32 protein-coding genes are annotated in these 23,651 nt (G+C 60.8%); 16 read left to right on the forward strand and 16 right to left on the reverse strand.

The annotated features are described in order from the left end of the window. The first annotated feature begins 34 nt into the window (after positions 1-34). The 8 genes from DM374_RS13135 to DM374_RS13170 all read left to right on the forward strand — a co-directional run bounded on the left by DM374_RS13135 (position 35) and on the right by DM374_RS13170 (position 7,854). Positions 35-1,525: an aldehyde dehydrogenase gene (locus tag DM374_RS13135; RefSeq protein ID WP_110970210.1), complete on the forward strand. Its 1,491-nt coding sequence runs from the start codon at positions 35-37 to the stop codon at positions 1,523-1,525. Between the two features lie 272 nt (positions 1,526-1,797). Beyond that, positions 1,798-2,595: a response regulator transcription factor gene (locus DM374_RS13140; RefSeq protein ID WP_110970270.1), complete on the forward strand. Its 798-nt coding sequence runs from the start codon at positions 1,798-1,800 to the stop codon at positions 2,593-2,595. Between the two features lie 38 nt (positions 2,596-2,633). Next, on the forward strand, positions 2,634-4,016 hold the full coding sequence (locus DM374_RS13145) for an aspartate aminotransferase family protein (RefSeq protein ID WP_110970211.1): 1,383 nt from the start codon (positions 2,634-2,636) through the stop codon (positions 4,014-4,016). 124 nt (positions 4,017-4,140) lie between these two features. Next, complete coding sequence (locus DM374_RS13150; RefSeq protein WP_110970212.1) at positions 4,141-5,508, forward strand: APC family permease; 1,368 nt, start codon at positions 4,141-4,143, stop codon at positions 5,506-5,508. A 103-nt stretch (positions 5,509-5,611) separates the two neighbouring features. After that, positions 5,612-6,472, forward strand: a complete 861-nt coding sequence (locus tag DM374_RS13155) for a hypothetical protein (RefSeq protein ID WP_157969692.1) — start codon at positions 5,612-5,614, stop codon at positions 6,470-6,472. Continuing rightward, a complete protein-coding gene (locus DM374_RS13160; protein WP_110970214.1) occupies positions 6,469-7,029 on the forward strand; it encodes a DUF4123 domain-containing protein in 561 nt (186 codons plus the stop codon). Before DM374_RS13155 ends, DM374_RS13160 begins: the two co-directional genes overlap by 4 nt. Then, on the forward strand, positions 7,013-7,381 hold the full coding sequence (locus DM374_RS13165) for a hypothetical protein (RefSeq protein ID WP_110970215.1): 369 nt from the start codon (positions 7,013-7,015) through the stop codon (positions 7,379-7,381). Before DM374_RS13160 ends, DM374_RS13165 begins: the two co-directional genes overlap by 17 nt. Continuing rightward, positions 7,378-7,854 (forward strand): hypothetical protein, encoded by a 477-nt coding sequence (locus DM374_RS13170; RefSeq protein ID WP_110970216.1) that lies wholly within the window; start codon positions 7,378-7,380, stop codon positions 7,852-7,854. Before DM374_RS13165 ends, DM374_RS13170 begins: the two co-directional genes overlap by 4 nt. A 1-nt stretch (position 7,855) precedes the next feature. Here DM374_RS13170 and DM374_RS13175 read toward each other — a convergent pair whose 3' ends face one another. The 16 genes from DM374_RS13175 to DM374_RS13250 all read right to left on the reverse strand — a co-directional run bounded on the left by DM374_RS13175 (position 7,856) and on the right by DM374_RS13250 (position 19,407). Next, entirely contained in the window at positions 7,856-8,836 is a 981-nt protein-coding gene (locus DM374_RS13175; protein ID WP_110970217.1) for an exonuclease/endonuclease/phosphatase family protein, read from the reverse strand. Beyond that, positions 8,836-10,482 carry a hypothetical protein gene (locus DM374_RS13180; RefSeq protein ID WP_110970218.1) on the reverse strand — a complete coding sequence of 549 codons (1,647 nt, stop codon included), beginning with the start codon at positions 10,480-10,482 and terminating at the stop codon, positions 8,836-8,838. Before DM374_RS13180 ends, DM374_RS13175 begins: the two co-directional genes overlap by 1 nt. Before the next feature lie 48 nt (positions 10,483-10,530). Next, complete coding sequence (locus DM374_RS13185) at positions 10,531-10,794, reverse strand: hypothetical protein (protein WP_110970219.1); 264 nt, start codon at positions 10,792-10,794, stop codon at positions 10,531-10,533. 250 nt (positions 10,795-11,044) lie between these two features. After that, entirely contained in the window at positions 11,045-11,410 is a 366-nt protein-coding gene (locus tag DM374_RS13190; protein WP_157969693.1) for a Mor transcription activator family protein, read from the reverse strand. Then, positions 11,407-11,856: a gp16 family protein gene (locus DM374_RS13195; RefSeq protein ID WP_225422494.1), complete on the reverse strand. Its 450-nt coding sequence runs from the start codon at positions 11,854-11,856 to the stop codon at positions 11,407-11,409. Before DM374_RS13195 ends, DM374_RS13190 begins: the two co-directional genes overlap by 4 nt. Continuing rightward, positions 11,853-12,074, reverse strand: coding sequence for a hypothetical protein (locus DM374_RS13200; protein ID WP_110970221.1), 222 nt, complete (start codon positions 12,072-12,074; stop codon positions 11,853-11,855). The genes DM374_RS13195 and DM374_RS13200 overlap by 4 nt, the downstream gene beginning before the upstream one ends. Position 12,075: 1 nt before the next feature. After that, on the reverse strand, positions 12,076-12,765 hold the full coding sequence (locus DM374_RS13205) for a DUF2786 domain-containing protein (protein ID WP_110970222.1): 690 nt from the start codon (positions 12,763-12,765) through the stop codon (positions 12,076-12,078). Position 12,766: 1 nt separating this feature from the next. Next, positions 12,767-12,970 carry a hypothetical protein gene (locus DM374_RS13210; protein WP_110970223.1) on the reverse strand — a complete coding sequence of 68 codons (204 nt, stop codon included), beginning with the start codon at positions 12,968-12,970 and terminating at the stop codon, positions 12,767-12,769. Between the two features lies 1 nt (position 12,971). Beyond that, a complete protein-coding gene (locus DM374_RS13215; protein WP_225422495.1) occupies positions 12,972-13,607 on the reverse strand; it encodes a DUF3164 family protein in 636 nt (211 codons plus the stop codon). Between the two features lie 150 nt (positions 13,608-13,757). Next, positions 13,758-14,120 (reverse strand): hypothetical protein, encoded by a 363-nt coding sequence (locus DM374_RS13220; RefSeq protein ID WP_177431555.1) that lies wholly within the window; start codon positions 14,118-14,120, stop codon positions 13,758-13,760. 1 nt (position 14,121) lies between these two features. Beyond that, on the reverse strand, positions 14,122-15,303 hold the full coding sequence (locus tag DM374_RS13225) for an ExeA family protein (RefSeq protein ID WP_110970224.1): 1,182 nt from the start codon (positions 15,301-15,303) through the stop codon (positions 14,122-14,124). Continuing rightward, entirely contained in the window at positions 15,303-17,057 is a 1,755-nt protein-coding gene (locus DM374_RS13230) for a DDE-type integrase/transposase/recombinase (protein ID WP_110970225.1), read from the reverse strand. The genes DM374_RS13225 and DM374_RS13230 overlap by 1 nt, the downstream gene beginning before the upstream one ends. 3 nt (positions 17,058-17,060) lie before the next feature. Continuing rightward, complete coding sequence (locus DM374_RS13235; RefSeq protein WP_225422496.1) at positions 17,061-18,035, reverse strand: AAA family ATPase; 975 nt, start codon at positions 18,033-18,035, stop codon at positions 17,061-17,063. 16 nt (positions 18,036-18,051) lie between these two features. Beyond that, positions 18,052-18,369 carry a hypothetical protein gene (locus DM374_RS13240; protein ID WP_110970226.1) on the reverse strand — a complete coding sequence of 106 codons (318 nt, stop codon included), beginning with the start codon at positions 18,367-18,369 and terminating at the stop codon, positions 18,052-18,054. Beyond that, positions 18,366-18,845 carry a hypothetical protein gene (locus DM374_RS13245; RefSeq protein ID WP_110970227.1) on the reverse strand — a complete coding sequence of 160 codons (480 nt, stop codon included), beginning with the start codon at positions 18,843-18,845 and terminating at the stop codon, positions 18,366-18,368. Before DM374_RS13245 ends, DM374_RS13240 begins: the two co-directional genes overlap by 4 nt. Positions 18,846-19,182: 337 nt before the next feature. Further along, positions 19,183-19,407 (reverse strand): DNA-binding protein, encoded by a 225-nt coding sequence (locus tag DM374_RS13250; RefSeq protein ID WP_110970228.1) that lies wholly within the window; start codon positions 19,405-19,407, stop codon positions 19,183-19,185. Between the two features lie 539 nt (positions 19,408-19,946). On the opposite strand from DM374_RS13250, the gene DM374_RS13260 reads away from it, so the two are divergent. From DM374_RS13260 to DM374_RS13295, 8 genes are all read left to right on the forward strand, one after another. Beyond that, positions 19,947-20,555: a hypothetical protein gene (locus DM374_RS13260; protein ID WP_110970230.1), complete on the forward strand. Its 609-nt coding sequence runs from the start codon at positions 19,947-19,949 to the stop codon at positions 20,553-20,555. A gap of 40 nt (positions 20,556-20,595) precedes the next feature. After that, on the forward strand, positions 20,596-21,333 hold the full coding sequence (locus tag DM374_RS13265) for an ECF transporter S component family protein (RefSeq protein ID WP_110970231.1): 738 nt from the start codon (positions 20,596-20,598) through the stop codon (positions 21,331-21,333). Between the two features lie 101 nt (positions 21,334-21,434). Then, positions 21,435-21,902 carry a structural protein gene (locus tag DM374_RS13270; protein ID WP_110970232.1) on the forward strand — a complete coding sequence of 156 codons (468 nt, stop codon included), beginning with the start codon at positions 21,435-21,437 and terminating at the stop codon, positions 21,900-21,902. Further along, positions 21,899-22,117, forward strand: coding sequence for a DUF7940 domain-containing protein (locus DM374_RS13275; protein ID WP_110970233.1), 219 nt, complete (start codon positions 21,899-21,901; stop codon positions 22,115-22,117). The genes DM374_RS13270 and DM374_RS13275 overlap by 4 nt, the downstream gene beginning before the upstream one ends. A gap of 120 nt (positions 22,118-22,237) precedes the next feature. Further along, on the forward strand, positions 22,238-22,846 hold the full coding sequence (locus DM374_RS13280; RefSeq protein ID WP_110970234.1) for a lysis protein: 609 nt from the start codon (positions 22,238-22,240) through the stop codon (positions 22,844-22,846). A 6-nt stretch (positions 22,847-22,852) separates the two neighbouring features. After that, the gene (locus tag DM374_RS13285; protein WP_110970235.1) at positions 22,853-23,071 is read left to right on the forward strand and encodes a TraR/DksA C4-type zinc finger protein; all 219 of its coding nucleotides are present in this window, start codon (positions 22,853-22,855) and stop codon (positions 23,069-23,071) included. Further along, entirely contained in the window at positions 23,068-23,361 is a 294-nt protein-coding gene (locus DM374_RS13290; protein WP_110970236.1) for a DUF2730 family protein, read from the forward strand. Before DM374_RS13285 ends, DM374_RS13290 begins: the two co-directional genes overlap by 4 nt. Then, positions 23,358-23,651, forward strand: coding sequence for a VpaChn25_0724 family phage protein (locus DM374_RS13295; protein WP_110970237.1), 294 nt, complete (start codon positions 23,358-23,360; stop codon positions 23,649-23,651). The genes DM374_RS13290 and DM374_RS13295 overlap by 4 nt, the downstream gene beginning before the upstream one ends.

Below are 23,651 nucleotides of genomic sequence, written 5' to 3' on the forward strand. Positions count from 1 at the left end.
GCCGGCCGTTGCACGGTCGGCCAGGGAGTAGCGTGTGTTGGATCTCAACTACTGGCAGCAGCGGGCTGCCCGGCAAACATTCCTCGACACGGCGCTGATCGGCGGCCGGCAAGTCGCGAGCGCTTCGGGCGCGACCTTCCAGGCGATCAATCCGGCCACCAATCAGTTGCTGGCGCGGGTCGCGGCATGCGGCGAGGACGAGGTGAACCTGGCAGTGCGCTCGGCGCGTCGGGCGTTCGAAGAAGGGCCGTGGGCGCGCATGGCGCCGGTGGAGCGCAAGAAAATCCTGATCCGGCTCTCGGAACTGCTGCTGGCCAACCGTGAAGAACTGGCGCTGCTCGACTCGCTGAACATGGGCAAGCCGGTGATGGACGCCTACAACATCGATGTGCCCGGCGCGGCCCATGTGTTCGCCTGGTACGGCGAGGCGCTGGACAAGGTCTACGACCAGGTCGCACCCACCGCGCGCAACGCCCTTGCCACCATCACCCGCGAAGCGCTGGGCGTGGTGGCGGCGGTGGTGCCGTGGAACTTCCCGCTGGACATGGCCGCCTGGAAACTCGCCCCCGCGCTTGCCGCCGGCAATAGCGTGGTGCTCAAGCCCGCCGAGCAGTCGCCGTTTTCCGCCTTGCGTCTGGGGCAACTGGCGCTGGAAGCCGGGATTCCCGAAGGCGTGCTCAACGTGGTGCCGGGCCTCGGCGAAAGCGCCGGCAAGGCCCTGGGCCTGCACCCCGACGTGGATTGCCTGGTGTTCACCGGCTCGACCCAGGTCGGCAAATACTTCATGCAGTACTCGGCGCAGTCGAACCTCAAACAGGTGTGGCTGGAGTGCGGCGGCAAGAGCCCGAACCTGGTGTTCGAGGATTGCCAGGACCTTGACCTGGCGGCGGAGAAAGCGGCGTTCGGCATCTTCTTCAACCAGGGCGAGGTGTGTTCGGCCAACTCGCGGTTGTATGTGCAGCGGTCCATTCATGACGAGTTTGTCGAGCGCTTGATCGAAAAGGCCAAAGCCTGGCTGCCCGGTGATCCGCTGAATCCTGCGAGTGGTGCCGGTGCGATTGTCGACGGCGAGCAGACCGCGCGGATCATGCGCGCCATCGAGCAGGCACAAGGGCAGGGCGCCCGGTTGTTGGCGGGCGGTGAGCAGTTGCGTATCAACGGCTCGTCCAACTTTATCCAGCCGACGATTTTTACCGACGTTGACAGCGATTCGAGCCTGGCCCGGGATGAGATTTTCGGGCCGGTGCTGGCGATCAAGGCGTTCGAATGCGAGGAAGAGGCGGTGCGCCTGGCCAACGACAGCATTTACGGGTTGGCGGCGTCGGTGTGGAGCGACGACCTGAACCGCGCCCACCGCGTGTCGCGGGCGTTGAAGGCGGGGACGGTGTCGGTCAATACCCTGGATGCGCTGGATGTTTCCGTGCCGTTTGGTGGGGGCAAACAGTCCGGGTTCGGGCGCGATTTGTCGCTGCATTCGTTTGACAAGTACACGCAGTTGAAAACCACCTGGTTTCAGTTGCGCTGAGTTCTAGGCCCATCGCGAGCAAGCTCGCTCCTACCGGGATCGAGTCACCTGTAGGAGCGAGCTTGCTCGCGATGGCTTGCCCCCCCTAAAAACACAATACCTGCACCATCCATCAACTCACCCCAACGGGTGATTTCGGTCCCTCCCACCACGTGGGAACATCCTTTCAACCCCGGCGCCGCCGATCAGGCGGGTGCCGTCCCCCAGCGTTCTTTCGGCGAGTCTTTGAAGTGGAAAACGACCAGCTTGTTTCTGCGCAATGGTTCGAACAGATGGCCAAGGTGACCGAGAGCATCGGCCACCGGGGATTCGCCGCGACGCTGTTCGAAACCCTCGGCTGCATCCAGCCCATCCAGGCCACCACGCTCTATCTCTACCCCCACGGCGGCATGCCCAGCGCGTTGTTCGAGCTGGACGGTCCTTGGCTGCCACAAGGCAACGTGCGTCATTACCTGTCCGGTTTCTACCTGCTCGATCCGTTCTACGGCGCCTGCGTGGAGAACGCAGTGTCCGGTTGCTTCGAGCTGGCCGAGGTCGCTCCCGATCATTTCGAACTGAGCGAGTATTACCAGTCGTTCTACCGCCACTCGCACCTGCAGGACGAACTGAACTACATCCTGCAGCCGTCCCCCGGGCTGAGCCTGGCGGTGTCGCTGGCCTTCACCGAGAAACTCGACGCGGCCACCACCGCGCAGTTCAAACGCATCGCGCCCTGGGTCCTGGCCTTGCTCGGCAAGCACTTCATCGGCTTCGACCTGCGCGGCACGCGCTTCGAAAACCAGCTGGAGCAGCGCATCCATACGGCGCTGAACAATTTCGGCTCGTCGATCCTGACCGAGCGCGAATGCCGCATCGCCCAGTTGATCCTGCGCGGTCACTCGACGCGCTCGCTGGCCGAGCGCCTCGCGGTCTCGGAAGACACCATCAAATCGCACCGCAAGAACGTCTACAGCAAGCTCGATATCGGCACGCAATCGGAGCTGTTTTCCCTGTTCATCGATTCCCTGGCGGCCGCCCAGGGCGTACTCAGCAAGGACCCGCTGGAAAGCTACATGAGCAAGCGTCGCTGAACGCAACCGCTCGCCTACCTACAAGAGAGAAAAACGCCATGAATGCACCCTTCGCACCGCAACGCCAGACCCGCGACTACCAGAAGGCCGATGCCGCCCACCATATCCATGCGTTTCTGGATCAGAAGGCGCTCAATGCCGAAGGGCCTCGGGTGATCGTCCGCGGCGAGGGCCTGTATCTGTGGGACAACGACGGCAACCGTTACCTGGATGGCATGTCCGGCCTGTGGTGCACCCAGCTCGGTTACGGGCGCAAGGACCTGACCGCCGCCGCCGCTGCGCAGATGGACCAACTGCCGTATTACAACCTGTTTTTCCACACCACCCACCCGGCGGTGATCGAGCTGTCCGAACTGCTGTTCAGCCTGCTGCCGGGACATTACAGCCACGTCATCTACACCAACTCCGGCTCCGAAGCCAACGAGGTGCTGATCCGCACCGTGCGTCGTTACTGGCAGGTGGTCGGCAAGCCGCAGAAGAAGATCATGATCGGCCGCTGGAACGGCTACCACGGCTCGACCCTGGCGGCCACCGCGCTGGGCGGCATGAAGTTCATGCACGAAATGGGCGGCCTGATTCCCGACGTCGCGCACATCGACGAGCCGTACTGGTACGCCCAGGGCGGCGAGCTGACCCCGGCCGAGTTCGGTCGCCGCTGCGCGCTGCAACTGGAAGAGAAGATTCTCGAACTGGGTGCGGAAAATGTCGCCGGCTTTATCGCCGAACCCTTCCAGGGCGCGGGCGGGATGATCTTCCCGCCGGAAAGCTACTGGCCGGAAATCCAGCGCATCTGCCGTCAGTACGATGTGCTGCTGTGCGCCGATGAAGTGATCGGCGGTTTTGGCCGCACCGGCGAGTGGTTCGCCCATGAATACTTCGGCTTCGAGCCGGACACCCTGTCGATCGCCAAGGGCCTGACCTCTGGCTACGTGCCCATGGGCGGCCTGGTGCTGGGCAAGCGCATTGCCGATGCGCTGGTGGAGCAGGGCGGGGTGTTCGCCCACGGGCTGACCTATTCCGGCCACCCGGTCGCCGCCGCCGTGGCGCTGGCCAACCTCAAGGCGCTGCGCGATGAGGGCATCGTCCGCCAGGTCAAGGACGACACCGGCCCGTACCTGCAGAAGATCCTGCGTGAAGTGTTCGCCGACCATCCGCTGATCGGCGAGATCCAGGGCGCGGGCCTGGTGGCGGCTTTGCAGTTCGCCGAGGACAAGGCCACGCGCAAGCGCTTCGCCAACGAAAACGACCTGGCCTGGCAATGCCGCACCTTCGGTTTCGAGGAGGGCGTGATTATCCGCTCGACCCTGGGCCGGATGATCATGGCGCCCGCCCTGGTGGCGACCCGCGCCGAGCTGGACGAACTGGTCGAGAAGACCCGCATCGCCGTGGACCGCACCGCGCGGATCGCCGGCAAGTGCTGAGTTGAACGGCGCGCCACCCCGGCCGGGGTGGCCGTCTTGCGTGCCCTTCCATAACAAGAGTCACAACGGCAGCGAAGCCTTTCGCCTGCCGCGGCGTCCTGCATCCCGATTCCAGGAGTCTGCAATGAATACAACAACAAACGTGGCCGATACGCCGTCTCACCCTTCCTCGCACACCGGTCGTTTTCGCCAGTCCCTGGGCTTCACCGCGCTGGTGCTGTTCGGGCTCGCCTACATGGTTCCGCTGGCGGTGTTCACCACCTACGGGCTGGTCACCGAGATGACCAAGGGGCACTTGCCCACCGCCTACCTGCTGACCCTCGCCGCCATGCTGTTCACCGCTTACAGCTACGGTTGCATGGTTCAGGCCCATCCTTATTCGGGCTCGGTCTACACCTACACCCGCAAGGCGTTCGGGCCCTGTTTCGGCTTTATGGCCGGCTGGACCCTGCTGCTCGACTACATCTTCCTGCCGATGCTCAGCTATCTGCTGATCGGCATCTACATGTCCGAATACTTTCCGGCCGTTCATCCCTGGGTGTGGGTGCTCGGTTCCATTGCCCTGGTGACCTTCTTCAACCTGATCGGCATCGAGTCCATCACCCGGGTCAACTGCGTGCTGGTGGTCGCCCAACTGATCTTCATCGCCGTGTTCGTCGGCTTGTCGGTGCAAAGCCTGTCGGCGCAGGCCGAGCCGGTGTCGTTGCTGGCGCCGTTTCATCATGAGGGCTTCAGTTTCCCGCTGATCATGACCGGCGCGGCCGTGCTTTGTGTGTCGTTCGTCGGCTTCGACGCGGTCTCGACCATGGCCGAGGAAACCGCCAATCCGAAATTCCGCATCCCACTGGCGATCATGCTGGTCACGCTGCTCGGCGGCGTGTTGTTCGTCGTGGTGTCCTGGTGCGCGCAGATGGTCTACCCGGAGTGGAGCACCTTCAATGACCCCGACTCGGCGTCGGTGGAGGTCATGCGTCGGGTCGGTGGTGATCTGCTCGGTTCGGCTTTCACTGCCACCTATGTCGCGGGCTGCTTCGCCTCGGCGATGGTGTCCCAGGCCAGCGTGTCGAGGGTACTGTTCGCCATGGGCCGGGACGGTGCGCTGCCCCGCGTGTTCGGTCGCCTGGTGTCGAAGAAACGGGTGCCGGCCAGCGCGATCATGCTGGTCAGCGTGTTGTCGTTGGTGGCGCTGTTCATCACCCTCGACACCGTCGCCAACATGATCAGCTTCGGCGCGCTGTTCGCGTTCTCGGCGGTCAACCTGGCGGTGGTCAAGCATTACCTGATCGACCAGAAACGCCGTGGTGTGCGTAACGGCCTGCTGTACGGCGCGTTGCCGGTGTCGGGCTTCTTTATCACCTTGTGGTTGTGGAGCAGCCTGTCGAGCCTGTCGTTCACCATCGGCCTGATCTGGATGGGCCTGGGGTTGATCTGCCTGCTGGTGGCGACCCGCGCGTTCCGGGTCAAGCTGCCGGAATTGCAGATGGCCGAGTGAGCACGGTTTTCCCCGGCTGACCGGTGTCGCGGGTAGTGGCGTATTGACACGGGGCTGGCCATTTCGTATATGGCTCGCTACGACAAGCGTCCAGGGACGGAACATGCGGTTATGGGTGGCGGACGGCGCAGAGCAGATCGAGCTGTGCGAACAGGCTGAATTCAGCACCAGCCGCCCCGACAGCGGGGCGCTCGCCTGGCAGCGCCGCGTCGAGTTGCACGACGCGTGGCAGGCCGACGCCTTCGTGCAACGCCACTTGCGCGGCACCGGCCAACTGTTCGAACTGCGCCGGGTGCTGGCCCGGCAAACCCTGATGATCCACCAGCTCAGCGACGATCAGGTGCTGCAGCAGGTCGCCAATGAACTGCGCTTCGGCAGTTTGCGTGCCGATGTCTACGTCCACCGGCCGCGTGTGTGGCCACGGGTCGATACCTTCGCCAGCCCGGCGGTGGTCGCCCCCAGCGAGCGGCCTGCCGCTGTTGCCGCCGCCGCCCCCGCCAGCGCCCCCCCACCGGTTGAAGCCGCCGCACCCGCACCCGCACCGGCTCCTGCCGTGGCGGCGGCGCTGGTCGAGCAACCGACGGCTGAAGTGGCCGCCGCCCAGGAAACCCTCGCGGCCATACTGGAGCAGGGCGCGCAAGAGGCGACACCGTTCTGTGAGGTATGCGAGCAGGCCCGGCAAGCCCGGGCTGCTCCCGCCGCTGCCGACACGACGCCCTCGCCAGAGGTCGCGGCCGTGCAGGATGTACAAGCGGCGGTACTGGAACAGGCCGCCGAGGAGGGGACGCCCTTCTGCGAGGTGTGCGAGCAGGCGAAGCAATCCCGCGCCGCCGCAAGCCATACGGCATCAGCGCCAGTACCGCCGCAACCGGTCGAAGCCGTGCAGGGGGCGCAAGCGGCTGCGCTGGAACAGGCCGCTGTTACTGGTACCCCTTTCTGTGAAATTTGCGAGCGCAACGCATGAGCGAAGAGAACACCGAGACTGTCCCGCCACTGTCGGCGCTGGAGCGCTTGCCCGCGCTGCTCTGGCCCGAGGACAGCGAGTCGCCCGACGACCAGATCTACTGGCTGCTCGACGGCGCTCGCGACCCGGCCATCGTGGCCTTGCTCGAACGCAGCGGGCTTGAATCCAGTTGCCTGTACTCAGGCCCGTTGATCCCCCGGCTGAAAGCCGCCGCGCCGTGGTTGGTCAAGCTCACGCCCGGCGCGCCGGCCAGCCTGGATTTGCTGCGGCGAGGCTGGGGCAAGGCTTGGGGGATCTTCATCGAAGTGCCGGCGCAGGTGTCCATCGATCAGTTGCGCCGCCACTGCAAGAAGTTCCTGCGGGTACGCACCGAGGATCGTCGCGTGCTGATGTTCCGCTTCTACGACCCGCGGGTACTCGGGGTGTTTTTGCCTTCCTGCGACTCGGCGCAATACCAGGCGCTGCTCGGGCCCATGAAGCGGCTGGTGGTGGAGCAGGAAGAGGGCAACGGTTGGCAGGTGTTCAGCGCCGGGGGCTTTGATGCTGGTGATCAGTAGCGAGCAACTGCGTCAGTTGGGCCAGTCCGCTGACGAGCTGTTTCTCCGGCAGGCGGCCGTGCGCGTGGCCGAGCATTGGCCGCGACGCGTCGAACGCCTCGGTCCGCCGGCGCTAGAGGTGCGTCTGCGTGCCGTCTACGCGTTGGCGCAAGACTGCGGCGTGCGCGACAGGCCGGACATGCTGCGCCTGGCGAATGTGGCCATGGCGCTGGATGACAGCCTGGGCGCGGATTCACCGAATACCTGGGTTCATGCAACGCTCAACGACGCACGCCTGCGACCGTCGGACCGGCTCGATGTGCTTGATGCGCAGGTGCGCGACTGGCTGCTGGAAAAGAGGGCGCGGAGATGAAGTTCGAACCGCTGGTGTTCGCGGTGGTGCCGCCGGTGATCGTTCCGCCCGACGACGATGCGGTCGCCGCCTATGCCGCCATGGACAAGGAGGTGGTCGCGCTGGCGTCGTCCACCGAACTGGGCGACCCGATCCTGCCGTGCCAGCAGCCGTGCATCGAAGTGACGGTAATGGGCGAGGACAACGCGCCGCTGGCAGACACGCCGTATAAATTGCTGCTCGAAGGCAGCTTGCTGGCTGAGGGCACGCTGGACAGCACCGGTTTCGTCACCCTCGATAAGCAGGAGCTGCCGGCGGGGGACTGGAATATCGAGATCACCCTTCAGCGCAACGAATCGACCCAGGCGGTGGAGCGCGCCGACATCCTGCTGACCGCGACGCCGCCGGCCACGGAAGAGGCAGAGGAAGACGAAGGCGAGATCGAAGAGGAGCGCTGGCCGCCGTTTCTGGAACCTCCGTACGCCTGGCGGTAACTCAGAAGGTGAGTGTCACCTTGACCGGCAGGTGGTCGCTGATCCCGCCTTTCTTGATGATGCGGATCTTGTGGAAGACCGTGCTGCTACGGAACACGTTCGCCGCGATCGGCGTGGGTTTGGTGGCGACCAGAGGGGCGACCAGATCGATCACGCCGGCAGCGTTCGCTGCGGTGTGGCCTTTGGCAAGGATGTTGTCGTAGGCGTGTTCGCGGTAGTTGTCCCAGACTGCCGCGCCCGATTTGAGGCTGGAGCGCGTCCGATCGGACACCAGGGTTAACCCCAGGCCGGCCAGCGTGGTGCGGTCGTCATCGTGCCCCGCCTGATCACAGGTCGGCACGGGAGGTGAGGGCACGGCGCACAGGTTCAGATCGCCCAGGTACACCACTCTGGTCTTGCCGGTAACGGTGGCGTGCGTGCCCACCGCCGCCACACCCAGGTTGGCCTTGCGGTTATTGTCGGAGCCGTAGCTCGGGCTCGGGGCATGCTGCGCGATCAGCTCGAAATCGGTAGCGGTTGCTACATCGCGGAAGGTGACATTGAACGGGCAGCTTTCTCGCACGCCGAGAATCTCCCAGTTGGGGATGATGGTCTTGGTCGAGTTCGTCAGTACCGCCTCCGCCACGTGCGTGACGATCGAGGTGCGATAGAACACCAGCACGGTTTCGCCTTTGCCGGCGCCATTCGTCTTGCTATAGATGACGCGCGGCGGTACCAGCGCCCAGTCCGGGCCGCCATTGGCCCGAAGGTGGAGGTGCCCGAGAATCTGCGTGCCACCGCTGGGGCCGCCACCGGTGGCGACGGTGCCGACTTTACCTTTCTTGGTCGTCGGCTCGATGATCACGAAAATATCGCAAGCGGCGGCCCCGGCGCTCGGGTGAATCACATCCAGCATCCGGTTCCTGCTGTCGGTTCTGCTCATGACCCCGGACGTGCCGGCCGCGAAGTTGAAAATGTTCCAACTGATGATGCGGACCGCCATTAGCTTTCCTCCGTTGGAATCGGATTGATTGTCGGGTTCAGGACGATGAAGTCGAGGTTCTCGTCGTTGCTGGCCTGGATCGACCAGCGTCCTGTGGTCAGTTCCAGGCGCAGTGCGAACTGGGTAATCGGGGGCTGTGGGTCGCTTTGCAGGTTGATTTGCATGGCGTGGATCAGTGCGGGGATATTGGCGTCATTCAGGGGGCGCAGGTTGAGAATGGAGGTTTGCTCGCCGGCCTCCCGGTAGCCTTCGCAGACGATGCCGCAGACTGTCGCCTTCAGGTGCGACTCATGGACAATGTTGGCCGCGCCATCGCTGAATGGCTGTCCCAGGACGACCCGGAACAGTGATCGGCCATAGGAAAAGTGCTCATTCGGTGAGTCGAGTGTGGGTGTGCCGCGAAACATCAGTGCGACATCCGTCATGACGCCGGTGGTCAGGTCGATGCCGAACTGCAGATGCAGGAACTGGGCATCGGTAAGGGCGTTGTACAACTGCGACGACAGCGCACCACTGCGCCATGCCGCACCGCCCATCCAGGCATCAAGGCGTTCCAGCTCTCCCAGCGGTGGAAACTCGCTGTCGCAGTCCAGGAAAAAGTCATCTTCCTCACCGGCCAGCGCCGCGTTGGCGTCCGAGTCGGCGTCCTCGACGTCTGAGGGCTCGAAGCCGAGTCCCTCTTCCGGGTAGAGGTTCCAGCACAGCACCCAGTCGTCACGGCCGAGGTCGGTGTAGTAGCGGCGGTCATCCAGGCCAAAGCCTACGAGATAGCAGGTGCTGTGTGTGGCGCCCTCCAGCGTTTGGGTGACCATATTGAGCACGCAGTGGGACAGGCGGACGTTGGCGAACTCGAGATCGAAGGGGGTGGAGCGCCATAGGCAACCATCGGACTGTTCGCACATCAGCACCAGCGGCATGCGGTTGCGGACCGCTCGCTGGAGATTGGGGCCGAACTGGAAGGCCTGGTAATAATGCGCGCCCTGCAGAATCGGCATCGTCGTCTCGGTGCCTTCAATGGCAATGGCCGACTCGGCGTACATCGGCGGCGAGTCGAAGCGCAGGCTTTCCAGGCCGCAGTCCACTGTTCGGGCCTTTTGTTCCGGGCACAATGGATAGAGCGCGGGGTGCCCGGTGATGTCCTCGATGGTGACGACACACACCGCCTGCGGCGTCCAGTCGTTCCCGCTGTGTTCGAACCAGGCTGCCGCCTGAAAGGATGATTGGTCGTCAAACTCGCCGTTGATGAACATCGTGTTGTCCGAGACCGACGCCAGCTCTTCGGTGTAGGTCGCCGACGCCTTCAAACCACAGGATTTCACCTTGGCCAGGAGTCGCTTGAGGACTTTGACGTTGCGCAGAATCAGTTTCTCTTCGCGGGCCTTGTCACCGTAGCGCCCGCTCATGCGTGCGCTGTCCCACTTGTGCCTGAGTTTTTTCTTGCGGACGGCGCGCAGGGTCGCGGTGTATTTGCTTTCCCCGCTGAGCACCCATCGAACGTCGCTGGACCTGACCGTCCATCCGCGGTTGTTTCGCCAGATCAAGGACGACCGTTCGAGGTCGCCCAGATGGTCTAGGTTGCCTGTTCCGTGGGCACCCCAGATACGCTGGTAGTGACTGCCGGCAATATCGATCAGCACCTTTCCCATCAGGGCCTCGGCTGCGGCTGGAGTTTGGCCGGGCTGGCGCGCCTTGCCTTATTCATGTTCGTTCAACCAATGGGGCTTGCGGGCAAAGCCGACGTGGTAGACCAGCGCTTGCAGCGCTTCCTGGCGGCCCGCTACCTCGACCGATGCCAGCGTCTTTTCGAGGCCGATGATCCTGCCCTTGGGCGTGTTGCTCAGGCAGCGGTTGAGCAGTTCTGTCTGGCTTTCGATCGCGGCTTGCGAGAGCGGATTGGCCGGGTCCGTATTGCCGACCACGATGCGTTTGACGTAGCTGACTTCACTCAGATCGAACATCGCGTTTCTCCTTGATGGGATGTTTGTGGCATCCCGCCATCATTCACGTTTCGGGGGATTGATGGAAGGGGGAGGGCGGTGGTGGTTGTCCAGGGTGGGAGTGAGCTTGCTCGCGAAGCCCAAGTGATGGGGACTGAGATAAACCCTAGGGGAGTGGCGAGATAAATCCGGGATAGTCCGGCAAGCGATGGGCCAAGGTGGGATGGCAACTGCAATTGTGTTGCGCATACTGCAATGATGTGAAGCCCGGTCAATCGTGACCGGGCGGGCTGAACATATCAGGTTGGCGGCTATTCAGATCAGCCTTGCGTAGCACTTTGATCACTCGGTAGATGAACTGCAGTGAGAAGCCATATTTGCGAGCCAGCTCACGGTGGTTGTTCCCCTTCCATTCTTCGTAAATCTGATGATGTATGCGCGACGCCTCGATACGAACCCCCTTGGGCATATACAACATTTGCCCACCCCACTGCTCAATCATGCGCATAGCTACGTCGGTTCCCAATGCGGTGCCGGCGTCCTTCGATACGCCGAAGGCATCGATGGCCGCAACTGCTACCTGCTCGGCCAGGTCATCCAGTAGATCCCCAGCCGGACCTCGACTTACGCCTTTCATGCCCCCACCTGCTCTTTGCGAGCAATCCATTGTTTCAGCGATTCGATGACCTGGTGTGCCTGCTTGGCGTCGAGCCATTGCAGAGCGTGCGCCCCCGTTTGGCCGTGGACGAACTTGACCAGGGCTTCCTCAGATGAATCTCGCAGTGCTCCCTGGTCACGTAAGGTCAGCCACAGCGACCGAATCTTCTTGGACCAAGGGTCAGCGGCCACTGGCCGCTTGCCCTTGTTGTTTGGACGAACCTTGAAGCCCTTTGCCTTGAGTTGCTCCAAAACCAGGTGAAGCTTTGGAACGTTCAACTTGGCTGTCGAAGTTGCCCCGTCAAGGCCAGGCATCGCTGCAAGCATCAGGCGATAGGTGTCCTCGTCCATCTGAAGTTCACGACGAGCAACATGGATCAGCTTGATCAGACGCAGCCGATCTGAATTGGACGGTGTAGTAGTCACAAGCTGTTCTCCCGTTCGTTCGAGGCAGGGGTTGTGAGCTTCTCCAACTGACGAATCCGGCTACGCAGCTTCTTTTCCACGGACTTCTGCAGGTGGGGCAAAGCGAGTGCAGCACGGCATTGGTCGACATTGAAATGCTCAAGGGCGCGGATGCGGCTTTCGGTATCCACCGATCCATACTCCTGGCCGGGCCGGTTGAATGGGTTCGCTTGCGACATATCACACCCCCTGGGTCAGTCGCGCGACTGGCTGATGGCCAACGGCGTGATGCAACTGGGCAGAGCGGCCTACCTCGTACCCGGCGTCGCTAGCAACCTCGTCGCGAGCCTTGAGCTTGCGGCGTTTCATCTTGGCTGTGCCGAGGTCCGGGTATTTCTTCTCCATGTAGGCCTGGATCGCCTCGGCAATGTTGTCCTCGACTCCTGAGAACTGCTCCACCTTGGCCAGCACCGCGTCGATCCATCCGTGTGCGAAAGCATCGCCGTGAGCGACCTTGGTAGAGCGTTTACAACGTTTCTGTGTGGCCAGGTAGTCGCGGCGTGCCTTCTGCAGTTGACGCTCCAGCACCTGATAGGCGTAGCCTGCCAGCTCTGGTGCTGCCCCGCAGCCGATGAAGATAAATGAGGCATGCTCGAACCAAGGAGCGCTAATGATGAGGTGCGCGCCGAAAGCCTCTGCGCAGACATGGGCCAGACGTACTCGCCAAGCAGGTGGATCGCTCTCTGATCCAGCAGCCACCTTGGTCTCACCAGCCATGCTGGCCAGCACATCACCCATTTCCAAGTTGTAGGCTTCCATCAGCTTGTGAGCCTGACGTAAGGCTATCTCTGCCTCGTTCGGGTTGGACCCCTTGCCCTTGGCCATCTCCAGGCATTTCTTGATTTTGTCGAGAATGCGGTCTTGATCCATATCAGTTCACAGCCTCCTGCATCTCGGAGAGCACCCGATGGGCTTCGTCTGCTCCGGCGCCGCAGATCACCGCGATGGTGAAGGTACGACCGTCATTCAGCTCCAGGCAAACGATGTCGAAGGTATTAGCCATGGTTTGTTCGGCATCTTCCAGAACCTGCAGCATGGTGCTTTCAGGCCAGGTCATGTGGGTTAGCAAGCCCATGTCATACCCCCGCCAACGTAAGGTTGATCGGTACGTACTGGTCAGTGTTGTCGTGCCGCTTGTACACGCGGATGTAGACGGCCGTGCCGTTCACCTGGATAGAGTCTTTCAAGGCCTGCATGGCGGTCCTCCAGACAGGGTCGTCGATATCGACGCGCAGCAAACTGAGCACGTCCTTCACCATCAGTTGACCTTGCTTGTTTGCTCTGAACGCCCGGTCAACCAGAACTCGAAGATGGTTGTTAGCACCTTCGGACCAGGTGCTGATGCAGTTGTTGATCAGCTCGCGCGCAGCGAGGATCTCTTCGGTGAACACGATGCGGTCAGCGTAGGCGCGCTCGATCTTGTACTCACCGTCATAAGTAGTGATCGAGACGTTGCCTTTCTGGCCCCCGAGTTTGACTCCATAGCGATCCGAGGAGACTGCGATCAGGTCCGCAATATCCGCGAGGGCCTGTTTCTTGAACTCGGCCAGCGAAGCGCTGATGCGCTCAGCGGCGTTACCCAGGTCACGGGCAACACCGTCGCGCAGCTTGTCGTGCTCGCGCACCTGGTGCTCCGGCACTAGGTGACCTGCTGCATTCATTACGAAGCCGGCAGGGATCTCGACGGACAGGGATTGTTGGGTGTCAGTCATGGACGGGCGCCTCGATTGGGGAGAAGGTTTTGCAGCCGCAGCGCGGACATACGTTGTCGCAGCGCCATGGCTCTTTAGGGTGGGGCTGCGAACGAAGGTCGTCGTGAATTCCGGTCCACCGGCAGCGACGGCATTTCAGGCGCTGAGAACTCATTGGTCCTGCTCCTTCACCGGGGTAAACCACACCACGCGCACGCCTTGGATTGTGACCATGTTCCTGGTGCGGCTACCGGAAGTCCGCCAGCAAGCGCCTTGCCACTGCTGGCGGAACACGACCGCGAGAAAATCAGCGGTCTCAGCCGCAATGAAAATCGTAACGTCCAGAACAACCGTCGCCTCGACCCGAACGCCAACCTTGCGCAGGCTCCGGGATACCGAGTTGATGGCCGCCAGCTTTTGAGCCAACTCAGGAGTCAAGGTGTTGCAGGCCGGCAAGGTCCGCTCGACCGGGGCGATAGCACCCGGCACCAGGTGCAGATGCCTGATAGGCGCGCTTGGATTTATGGTCGCCATCTCACACCCCCTTCACTACGTCAGCGGTGACCAGGGGCTCACCGATCTGCGCGGCCAGGTTCATGGCAGCCTTCGTCAGGTTGCTCAGAGCAAGCGGATAGAGCTGGCTGGTCTTGTCCCGGCCACTGGTGCTAAGGCGTTGAATGATTGCCTGGATGCCACACTGACTGATGATTTCCTGCAGGGGTTTTTGAAGTCGACCAAAGCGGAAAGCAAGGTGTTGCTCCACGGCAGTAACCGAGATGGGCAACAGTTCGACGATCTCGACGCGTTGCGCAACTTCCCGTACCTCGCCGTTTCGGGGGCTCAGCTTGTGCAGCAACTCCGGCTGACCGATCAGGATGATGGAGATCAGCTTTGTAAAACCACCAACCTCCAGCTCGCGCAGACGCTTCAGTTGCTTGAGCGTCGGGATGGGCAGCGAATGGGCTTCTTCGATGATCAGCAAGTGTCGATTGCCGGCTGCATGGCTGGTTTTCAATGCACGGTGCATTTGAGCGAAACGAGCCTCTGGCGAGGACTTGGTTTTTTCCAGCGGCGCGACCGCTGCCATGATCGCTTCCGCGATATGTGTACTCTTGAGAGTTTTGCCCTTGGTGTCGTTGTCTTCCATCGCGAGGATGTACGGCTCGATCACCATCACCGGAGCGTTCTCCGCCTCCAGACGGTTGTGCAAATCTCGGCGCAATGTGCTCTTGCCTGCGCCGGATTCACCGATCACGGCCAAGAACCCATCATGTCGTGCGACCTGGTGCATGGACTCCCGCACATAGCGAATATCCGGGCTTACATACATGTCGGCAGCGTCTTGCAGTTCATCGAGCGGATCACGGAACAGACCAAACTGTTTCCGTGCTGCTGGTGTAAGTACCTGTTTGGCCATTAGCATGGGCTCGCACTCCTGGTCGTTTACTTGGTTGTTTTCGGGTGGGGATGCAGGGGCCTCGGCGTTGGTGCGCCGGGGCTCCACTTCTTCGAAAGCTGCGCTGATGGCAGCCACGTTGGCGCTGTGCTTAGCGAGGAACGTTTCGATGCGTCCCTGCAAAGCCTTGCGGTTCAGCGACTTGGGCCACTGGTTGTGGTTGATCAGTTGAGCAATGGCGGCCTGACTCAGGTCTACCGAGCGGGCCAACTCGGCTTGCGGCACCTTCGCCTCGGCAAGCACGTCCTTGAGCTTCAGCATCAAGCGTTCCCTCCCACGACACGCAGACCAGGCCGGGCAGGCATGCGCAACTGCTGAGTAATGACGTCGAGTTGGTCTTCCGGCACGCCGTTGGGGTAGTTGGTTTTGAGCCAGGTCATGGAGTCAGCAGTCCAGGCAGTCCCTAGTTGGACGCGTAGCAGCTTCGCAGCCTCAACATGCGAAAGCGGCATGATCTCGACGGGCGCGGTAAGGGGCGACGCAACGCCGCGTCGTGGCATGTAGGACGGCAGCACCGTATCCGTAATGTGCTTGTGTGGATCGATCTCGCCGTTGAACGGCACTGCCCGCTTCTTGCGTGCAGCAGTAGCGTCTTCCTGGGAATCGGTCCCGGTGACCAGTTGTTCGATGGCTTTACGTGCCTTCTGCGCTGGGGTGTCGGCCTGGGACTTGAAGGATTCGCCGATCACTGCGGAGGTCGCCTTGAAGCCGTTGGCATCAATGGCGATTCGCTCCACCACATGGAAGGCTTCCCGACCGTCCTCGTTCGTTACCACTACCTGGGCGCTGTCTTCGTCACGCCAGGGGTTGCGGGTGATCAGCAAGGAATCACCCACCATGATCTCTGGAATGCCGGACACGTCGAACTGTCCGCCGCGATAGGAGACCTGGAGGAAATCGTTGACCTTCCGTGTCTCGGGGGCGGTCACTGCCAACTCTCGGCAAATCTCCACAGCGGGCGCCAGGCGCAGTTGGTCTGCTTGAATGGTGAGCCACTGCCCATACCGGGTACGACGGTGGCGCGTATGGATGGCTGTCGCATTGTGGTAGCGCATCCACTGGCCCGCCCAGCCGTTGATCTGTTCCAGCGTTTCGGCTTTCTGTAGCTTCAAGGCCGACTCGAATTCGCGTTCAACAATGTTGTGGGCCTGTTCAACCTGCCCTTTGGCGCGGGCGTTGCCCACCTTGTTGATGATCAGCTCCACACTCAATGCCTTGCACAGATTGCGGAAGATCGCCGAAGTCATGGCCGCGCCAGGGTCAGTCATGATGATGAACGGCACGCCATGGAAGGGATCGTTTTCGCCACGCTTCTGCATGCAACTGATCAACACGTTGCATAGGTTTTCCGAAGATTCGGCACCCAACACGTACTGCACATAGATGGTACCGCTGGTGTGATCGGTAATGACGTAACGCCACAGCCGCTTGCGTTCGATCTTTTTCAGGTTGCTGGGTTTGCCGTCATAGAACTCAGCCTGGTTCATGGTCTTGGCGCCATCATCGTCCAGATAGAACTGGGTGGAGATCGAAGCGTCGATTTGCCATACGTGGTTTGGGTGACGGCTGGCCAGCGAGACTGCCGGCTCCGGTTGCAACAGTTGATCCGGGTGCAGGCGGTAAGTCCGCAGAGCACGGCTGATGGAACTGATCGATAGCGGTACGAACTCCCCCGTCTTCTCTTCGATACGACCAGCCAGGATCTTGCCGTTGCTACGCAACCGCTCCACAGCACGCTCAACGGTGGAGAGTTGCTTGTTGTTGGCGCGGATCGACTCCAGGAGCAATGCCGAGATGAGGTAGGCTTCCTGCTCGCTCAAGGTGCTCTGGCCAGCGTCGGTGCGGCGCTTGCGAGGGGGATTCACAGTGACCTCCCGAAGTTTTCGATAGATGGTCGGCAGGGACATGCCCAGCTCAACGGCCGCTGTTCGGCAGAGCTCGGTACGCTGGCCATGCGGGGCGACTTCCACCGCACGGGCCAGATCAACGAGACGTTGGGTCACAACGGCGTTCATGGGTTACGCCCCTGCCAATGCATTGGCGACTTTCTGGTCTGCGTCTTCGCGCATCCAATCCGGGGTTGCATCCGAGTCGGGAGTAGCCGGGATGCTGTACTCCAGCCTGATTGAGGACACAGCCCGCTCCACTTGGGCGAGTAGGCCCGCGATCACTGCGCGGTGATCAGTGCCACTCTCATCGGTGTGCTGGACAAGAGAGTGAATAGCTGGGTGCAATTTGCAGGCGATGGCGGATTCCGCTTCTGTTGCCAGCTTGGTGGCCTCCTCGCGGATCGCACTGACCTTTTCGTCGGCAGTCCTAGCTGTCACCAAGCGACGGGTTTTCTCCAGCTCCAGCTTGGCATCCTGGAGCTTGCTCGATGTGTCAGCCAAGACCTGGCCCTGCGCCTCATAGTCGGCATTCACATTGTCGAGTCGCTGGGCCAGCTCCTGTTTATCCTTCGCGTTCTTCGCGATCAGATCTTCGGCCAGATCAACGAAAGCCTCCTTGTCGCCTGACTTCGCAGCTTCGAGCAGAGCCATTTTCTGGTCTTCGGGAAGCTTGCGGTACTGGCGTAGCTCGCGGTATCCGATGCCCATGCGGGACATAGACTCAAGGGCTTCTTCGCCGAGTGCACGCAGGTTACGAATGTCCTCGTCCACCTGCTCTACAGAACGACCAAGAATTCCGCAAAACTCCTGCCAGGTGCCGGATAGAAAGTCGTGACCGTCACGACTTTTCTGCCCTTTGAGAGCCTTGTAGAGCTTATTTTCCTTGACGAAGGCCAGTTTAGAAGTCGTGACCGTCACGGAAAATTTAGCGAATGCATCAGCCATTTGAGTCTGACCCAAGAGCTGGTTCACCAGGTCACGCTCCTCTTGCATACCTTGGGCGATACTGCCCAAAGCAGTCAGCGCAGTGGCATCGTCTTGGAACGCCTGAGCGTTGATCTCAGGCATCGGTTTAATCTCCGTGGTGCTCGCTTTACGGGCCATGTACAACTTCCTTAAGTCAGTTGGGGATGCGGGTGTAGCGCTGACGGCGCTCATGCAATTCGTGCTGGGCCTTGTTCAAGGCTTCATCGAATGCGAAGGACACCTGCACAAGACGAGAGCCCAGCAGCCAGCGGTGATGGTCATGAGGGCTGCGATCTGCCAGTCCGGCAGTGCGGAGGTTTTCAAGAGCGCGCAAGGCGTTGTCGTTCGTGCACTCGGCAGCTAGGGCTACCTCCTTCAGGAGCATGCCCCGGAACTCATTGCCAGCGAGAGCCAACATCACACGTAGTACACGTTGCACCTGCTCAGAGGTGTACTTGCCTTCCCTATTCATGGCTGCTCCCCAAGCTCAAGCTGTGGCTGGGCATGCTGCTGCACGTTTCCGCGATGCCATGCCAGCTCTTCCAGGCCTGCTTGAATGGCGGCAAGGGCGGCGGCAGCCTCAACGTTGTCTGCATAAAAGGCCATCAGTTGGCCCGTGGCATCGTGCAGGGTTGCCTGCAGGGTCTGAATGTCGTGCGCGCTGGCAGTACGACCAGCAGGCACATCGATCAGCAGCTTGCCCCCGCTGCTGGCCAGCCAGCGTGTAACCAAGCTAATGCCGCAGGCTTGTTCGTAGGCAGGGATCAAGACAGCGGGCATACGACCGTTGGCGATCCACTTATAGAGCGCCCAGTGATCCTCCAGCCCCATCAGCGCAGCGATACGCTCGATGCTGTGGTTGGAGCGTTCTTTGGCGTGCTGCTGGCACATCTTGAGTGCGTCACGAAGGCTGGTCGGCTGGACGCGTTTCCATTGACGAGGGCTCATTGGAAGCACTCCCCAGTCGGCGCAGCTTGGCCTTCCAAACAAAAAACGCGTTTGACCATTGGTAATGTCATTGAGCCATGCACAATGAGATCAGGTAAATTTACTGCCAGGGCGACAGCGATGGACAACGAGTTGCAACGTTTGCAAGCGCAAGTAGAAGCGCAGAGCTTCGTAATCGAAGAGTTGCTGCGGATCTGTGTACAATCCGGGCAGGTTGACCCAATGGCTATCGCTACAGGCTGGCGGTCAATACGGCAGAGCCCAACGTTCTTTGCTGCAGACGCTGCAGCGAAACGGAGGCTGGCCGATGAACTGGATGCTTGGGCTGATGTGATCATCATGCGACTTCCAAAGCCTTGGCCGGGTCGGTGCAGATCTCACCAGCTTTCAAGCCCAGTTTGATGGCAATTTCATGAGCCTGGCCGCGCATGCACTTTTTGCGGCCACCGAGCACTTCGAAAACAAGGTTCGGGGAGAATTTGTTGGCGACCGCCCATTGGGTGATCGAAACGCCCTTTGACTTGAGCTCCTCACGAGCCTGGTCGGGGGTACGTAGCTTCATGAAGGAAGCTCCTTTCGAGGGGTTATGGCGCCGCTTTTGGTGCCGACTAAGTGACCATTCGTGGTGGGATGGTGTGAACTAATTTTGGTGTAAGGGTTACACAGTGTCAATAGAGTCCGTGGAACATTTACACATACGCTTGCGGGATGAGCTGGAGCACCACGGCCTCTCGCTTGCCGATGCGTCGCGGGTCATTGGTGATTCTTCTAGTCAGGGGCTTCGTGATGTGTGTTCCGGGCGGAAGCGGGCTACCGCTGAGCTAATTGGGCGCCTAGCAGTCACGGGGATCGACATACTCTTTGTGCTAACAGGGCAGCGCACAGCCTCAAATGCCTTGGCGTCGGGACAGTTGCCTTCAGACGAACAGCTTCTGCTCGACAGTTATCGGGGGCTCAGTGCTACGAAGAAAAAGCAACTGCTCGTATCGCTGCTGAGCGGTGGCGTGGCGAAAAAATCAGCTAAGGGCGGCAGTGTTGTTGTCAGCGGCTCGGGTAACAGAGCTGCAGGTAGGGACTACAAGGAGTGAGGAGTAGTGATTCGTGGGTGATAAGGAAGTTAATGTCGGCGGCGAACAAAATAGGGCTGCTGGAGGCGATTACTACGAGTTCAATTTCACAGCCCATCATGAGGCCAGCACTCAGCGCGATTCGCGCGAGCTTGTACCTGCTCAAAAGAAAGAGTTATACGACCTAGGTACGAGGTGCTGCGAGCTGGGAGCAGACTCCAAGGACATTTGGCGAGCTGTCTTCGCCGAGCTCGGTGTTAAGCAGATCGGCGACATTACTGCTGAGCAGTTCCAGCAGGCTCGCATCGTGCTGCAGCGACGACTCGACAATCTTTTGGACGAAGAGGATAAGCGACGACTGGTCGGTAAGATTCTCCGTACGACCACCGAGAAGGATGCAAAGTCTGAACTGAATAACTTCTGCGACGTGACCTTCGGACGTACCCATCTCAACAAGCTAAAGCGAGCTGAGCTTCAGCGTGTGCTGGAGTTTGTCCAGGGCTTTCAGATTCAACCTCTGGCAGGCGGAGCCAAGCCGGCGTATCTACAGCGTATGCCTCTGCGAGAGTTCTTACTGACCTACAGAGCGCATGCTAGTGGGCTGTTTATATTCGGTGTGTTCGTAGGAAAGTTCTGGTTTTGATCCGATAAGCGCTGGACAGGGCTATCTAAAGGAGAGAGGAATGTCTGACGTTGTTTCTGTTATGGGTTTGATTTTCGTAGTGCTTGCCATCGCTGGTTTGTTTAAACCCGCACTATTCAAAGACAAAAAAACGGGGAAAGTGCCCAGTCGTTGGCCAATCTTCTTTGCTGGGATGGTGATTGCGGTTGTCGCGTTTTACATCGCTCACTACTCAGCTCCTCGACCAAAAGCAAAGCAGGTGCCAGGGGTTGCCGCCTCGGACGTGAAAGCGAATTCGACTGTTGCCCAGCCCCCTATCTACTCTAGTGGGAGCCCTAGTGCTTTGGTTGCGGCCACACGGCTAGTGGAGGCTTTGGACAAAACTATGCTCGCGAGTCCTAGTGTTATTCAGAGTAGCAACCTGCAGGCACTAGGTGCTCACAGTCGCCTGTTTGGGGATTTGGCTGAATCGGCCAAAGAGCAGTTTGGCGCCACAATTTATGACCCTCTTGGCCGCTGTGGCATTGCTAGCGTTAACGCTCGCAGTTGGTGGAATGCCCAGACCGACGCAGCTCGCAAGAATGGCGTAGAGTCGATTCCAGGGACAATCAAGGATTTCTTAGATCAGTATCAAGAGAACCGAACGGAATGCTTGGCAGTTGCTGGGAACGAAAAAGTCGATGATCTCAAAACACGTGAGTGCCTAACGTCATACGACTATGACACTGCGACGCAAAAGGTTGTCGAAGTACCAAAACCCAAGCACTGCAGTCAAAGTCGACCCGCGACAGATAGCTGATTCTCTTTAAACCCGATTAAAAGAACTCCTGCTGCACGCCGCCGATCATGGCGGCGTGTTCGTTTCGGCGCCGCCCTGGCGCCCAACCTGCAGGAGGCGTCATGCGACCCAACTCCCCCCGTGGTATCCGTAACTCCAACCCCGGCAACATTCGCCACGTCAAAGGCACACGCTGGCAGGGTATGTCGGCGAACCAGAGTGATGCCGACTTCGTCCAGTTCACCGACCCTCGCTGGGGTATCCGTGCCATCGCTCGCACGCTGATCACGTACCAGGACAAGCACGGCTTGCGGACCATCCGCAAGATCATCGGACGCTGGGCGCCGCCGAACGAGAACAACACCGAGAGCTACATTCGCCAGGTCGCCGCCCGTGTGGGCGTGAGCCCAGATGGTCGGATTGACGTGTATGACTTCCCAACCATGCGAGTGCTGACCGAGGCAATCATCCGTCACGAAAACGGTGCCGGCCCGCTCCCTGAGGGCAACTGGTACGGCGAAGCGTTGATCAACGAAGGCCTGCAACTGGCCGGCATCATCCCCGATGCCTACCACGGGGAGCCAGCATGAAACTGATCGCGAACTGGCGGCGTTGCTATCGCCTGTACAGCGTCCAGATCGGCTTGCTGATTGCGCTGTTCGGCTTCATTCAACTGAGCGTTTTGCCGATGTGGGAAGCCCAGCTTTCAGACCGCGCCTATGCGGTGCTGAACAGCGCCCTGGCACTTCTGCTCTTCATCGCTCGGCTGGTGAAGCAAGGCCCCGACCAGGACACGCCATTGTGAAGCTGCGGCTGGTGCCGCTTCCCATCACCTGGTTGTACATCCCACCGATTGCTGCTGGCACCTGGCTGACCTGCACCACAAGGCGCCCGCGCAGCAAGCACAGCCGCAGGAGGATCAAACATGGCCGTACTTGATGTCTTGTCTTTGCGCACCGGGTTTGCGTGGTCTGTCGCGGCTTGCGCCCTGGCTGCTGTGGCAAGTGGATCAGTTGGGTATGGCCTTGGCTCTCGTCAGGCCGCAGCGCTGGGAGCCGCCAACCTCGCCGCGCTGAAACAGCAATACGCCGAGCAAGCCCTGGCAAATGGGCAGAAGAGCCTGGACGACCTGCTGAGCGAGATACGCCGTGCCAACGATGCGGAAGCCCAACTCATCAACGCGAAGGCCCAACACCAAACCGAGCTGGATCATCTCCAGGAGCGAATCCCCAATGTCACCACCGTCTACCTGCCTGCGCCTGCGTCCAAGCCTGTTGCCATTCCTCGTTGCGTGTTCACTGCTGGCTGGCTGCGCGACTACAACGCCGCCCTCGGTGTGCCCGCCACCGTCCAAGGCACCACTACCGGCCACCCTCAAGCAGCGACCAGCACCGCCCCCGGCACTGGCGCCGAGCTACTGGAAAGCGGCGTTACGCCTGCCGACATCCTCGCCCATGCCCAGGACTATGGCATGTGGGCTCGCAACAACATGGCACAGCTCAACGCCGTGCTCGATCTTCAAGAAAAGGACTGACCGCGTATGGATGTAGCTGACCAGGCACAAGACAACGATTTCACCGAAGCGGCCTTGCTGGTTCACCGCAACGGCCTGCAAAAGCGGTCTGGCCCCTCGGCATATCGCTGCGAAGAGTGCGGCGATGCAATCCCGGAAGAACGCCGCCAGGCCGCGCCAGGTACTGAACATTGCGTGGACTGCCAATCGGCCCTGGAGCACCTGCAGAAGAGAGGGATTCGATGAACCTGAATGAACTGAACTTCGGCTTTCAGACCGTGCAGTGGCTGATCCTCACGGTCCTCGGCGTCTACACCTGGCTGACGAACCGCCAGGCTGCAAGTGCCCAAGAGTTGCTGGAGCTTCGTACCCGCATCGTTGCCCTTGAAGAGCGTGTGCGACACATGCCGGATCATGCGGCTATTGCCGAGCTGCTCGGCGACATGAAAGCCGTGCGTGCCGAACTGTCGGGCGTCCAGGCTATCGCCCGCTCGGTGGACCGAATCAATGACTACCTGCTGCGAGAAAAGAAATGACCCCATACGCAGAGTTCCTGCGCCAGGACATGCGCCTGGTGATCCTACGTTTGCTGGTTGAAATGCCGACCTACCGCGCCAACAGCTCGGTGCTGAATGCGGCCCTGGACAGCTATGGCCACTCAGTCAGCCGCGACCAGGTGAAGACCGAATTGCAGTGGCTGTCCGAGCAAGGCGCCGTCTCCCTGGACGACATCGGCCCAGTGCTGGTTGCCAGCCTCACCGAGCGCGGCCAGGACATCGCGGCTGGCCGCGCCCGTGTGCCCGGCATCAAGCGACCGGGGGCCTGA

Source organism: Pseudomonas huaxiensis, assembly GCF_003231275.1.
Taxonomy (GTDB): Bacteria; Pseudomonadota; Gammaproteobacteria; order Pseudomonadales; family Pseudomonadaceae; genus Aquipseudomonas; species Aquipseudomonas huaxiensis.

Excerpts from the sequence above, each read along its gene's own strand:
- DM374_RS13140 (WP_110970270.1), top strand. The coding sequence starts at position 1,798 with ATGGCCAAGGTGACCGAGAGCATCGGCCACCGGGGATTCGCCGCGACG.
- DM374_RS13145 (WP_110970211.1), top strand. The coding sequence starts at position 2,634 with ATGAATGCACCCTTCGCACCGCAACGCCAGACCCGCGACTACCAGAAG.
- DM374_RS13150 (WP_110970212.1), top strand. The coding sequence starts at position 4,141 with ATGAATACAACAACAAACGTGGCCGATACGCCGTCTCACCCTTCCTCG.
- DM374_RS13155 (WP_157969692.1), top strand. The coding sequence starts at position 5,612 with ATGCGGTTATGGGTGGCGGACGGCGCAGAGCAGATCGAGCTGTGCGAA.
- DM374_RS13160 (WP_110970214.1), top strand. The coding sequence starts at position 6,469 with ATGAGCGAAGAGAACACCGAGACTGTCCCGCCACTGTCGGCGCTGGAG.
- DM374_RS13165 (WP_110970215.1), top strand. The coding sequence starts at position 7,013 with ATGCTGGTGATCAGTAGCGAGCAACTGCGTCAGTTGGGCCAGTCCGCT.
- DM374_RS13170 (WP_110970216.1), top strand. The coding sequence starts at position 7,378 with ATGAAGTTCGAACCGCTGGTGTTCGCGGTGGTGCCGCCGGTGATCGTT.
- DM374_RS13175 (WP_110970217.1), bottom strand. The coding sequence starts at position 8,836 with ATGGCGGTCCGCATCATCAGTTGGAACATTTTCAACTTCGCGGCCGGC.
- DM374_RS13180 (WP_110970218.1), bottom strand. The coding sequence starts at position 10,482 with ATGGGAAAGGTGCTGATCGATATTGCCGGCAGTCACTACCAGCGTATC.
- DM374_RS13185 (WP_110970219.1), bottom strand. The coding sequence starts at position 10,794 with ATGTTCGATCTGAGTGAAGTCAGCTACGTCAAACGCATCGTGGTCGGC.
- DM374_RS13190 (WP_157969693.1), bottom strand. The coding sequence starts at position 11,410 with ATGAAAGGCGTAAGTCGAGGTCCGGCTGGGGATCTACTGGATGACCTG.
- DM374_RS13200 (WP_110970221.1), bottom strand. The coding sequence starts at position 12,074 with ATGTCGCAAGCGAACCCATTCAACCGGCCCGGCCAGGAGTATGGATCG.
- DM374_RS13205 (WP_110970222.1), bottom strand. The coding sequence starts at position 12,765 with ATGGATCAAGACCGCATTCTCGACAAAATCAAGAAATGCCTGGAGATG.
- DM374_RS13210 (WP_110970223.1), bottom strand. The coding sequence starts at position 12,970 with ATGGGCTTGCTAACCCACATGACCTGGCCTGAAAGCACCATGCTGCAG.
- DM374_RS13215 (WP_225422495.1), bottom strand. The coding sequence starts at position 13,607 with ATGACTGACACCCAACAATCCCTGTCCGTCGAGATCCCTGCCGGCTTC.
- DM374_RS13220 (WP_177431555.1), bottom strand. The coding sequence starts at position 14,120 with ATGGCGACCATAAATCCAAGCGCGCCTATCAGGCATCTGCACCTGGTG.
- DM374_RS13225 (WP_110970224.1), bottom strand. The coding sequence starts at position 15,303 with ATGCTGAAGCTCAAGGACGTGCTTGCCGAGGCGAAGGTGCCGCAAGCC.
- DM374_RS13230 (WP_110970225.1), bottom strand. The coding sequence starts at position 17,057 with ATGAACGCCGTTGTGACCCAACGTCTCGTTGATCTGGCCCGTGCGGTG.
- DM374_RS13235 (WP_225422496.1), bottom strand. The coding sequence starts at position 18,035 with ATGGCCCGTAAAGCGAGCACCACGGAGATTAAACCGATGCCTGAGATC.
- DM374_RS13240 (WP_110970226.1), bottom strand. The coding sequence starts at position 18,369 with ATGAATAGGGAAGGCAAGTACACCTCTGAGCAGGTGCAACGTGTACTA.
- DM374_RS13245 (WP_110970227.1), bottom strand. The coding sequence starts at position 18,845 with ATGAGCCCTCGTCAATGGAAACGCGTCCAGCCGACCAGCCTTCGTGAC.
- DM374_RS13250 (WP_110970228.1), bottom strand. The coding sequence starts at position 19,407 with ATGAAGCTACGTACCCCCGACCAGGCTCGTGAGGAGCTCAAGTCAAAG.
- DM374_RS13265 (WP_110970231.1), top strand. The coding sequence starts at position 20,596 with ATGTCTGACGTTGTTTCTGTTATGGGTTTGATTTTCGTAGTGCTTGCC.
- DM374_RS13270 (WP_110970232.1), top strand. The coding sequence starts at position 21,435 with ATGCGACCCAACTCCCCCCGTGGTATCCGTAACTCCAACCCCGGCAAC.
- DM374_RS13275 (WP_110970233.1), top strand. The coding sequence starts at position 21,899 with ATGAAACTGATCGCGAACTGGCGGCGTTGCTATCGCCTGTACAGCGTC.
- DM374_RS13280 (WP_110970234.1), top strand. The coding sequence starts at position 22,238 with ATGGCCGTACTTGATGTCTTGTCTTTGCGCACCGGGTTTGCGTGGTCT.
- DM374_RS13285 (WP_110970235.1), top strand. The coding sequence starts at position 22,853 with ATGGATGTAGCTGACCAGGCACAAGACAACGATTTCACCGAAGCGGCC.
- DM374_RS13290 (WP_110970236.1), top strand. The coding sequence starts at position 23,068 with ATGAACCTGAATGAACTGAACTTCGGCTTTCAGACCGTGCAGTGGCTG.
- DM374_RS13295 (WP_110970237.1), top strand. The coding sequence starts at position 23,358 with ATGACCCCATACGCAGAGTTCCTGCGCCAGGACATGCGCCTGGTGATC.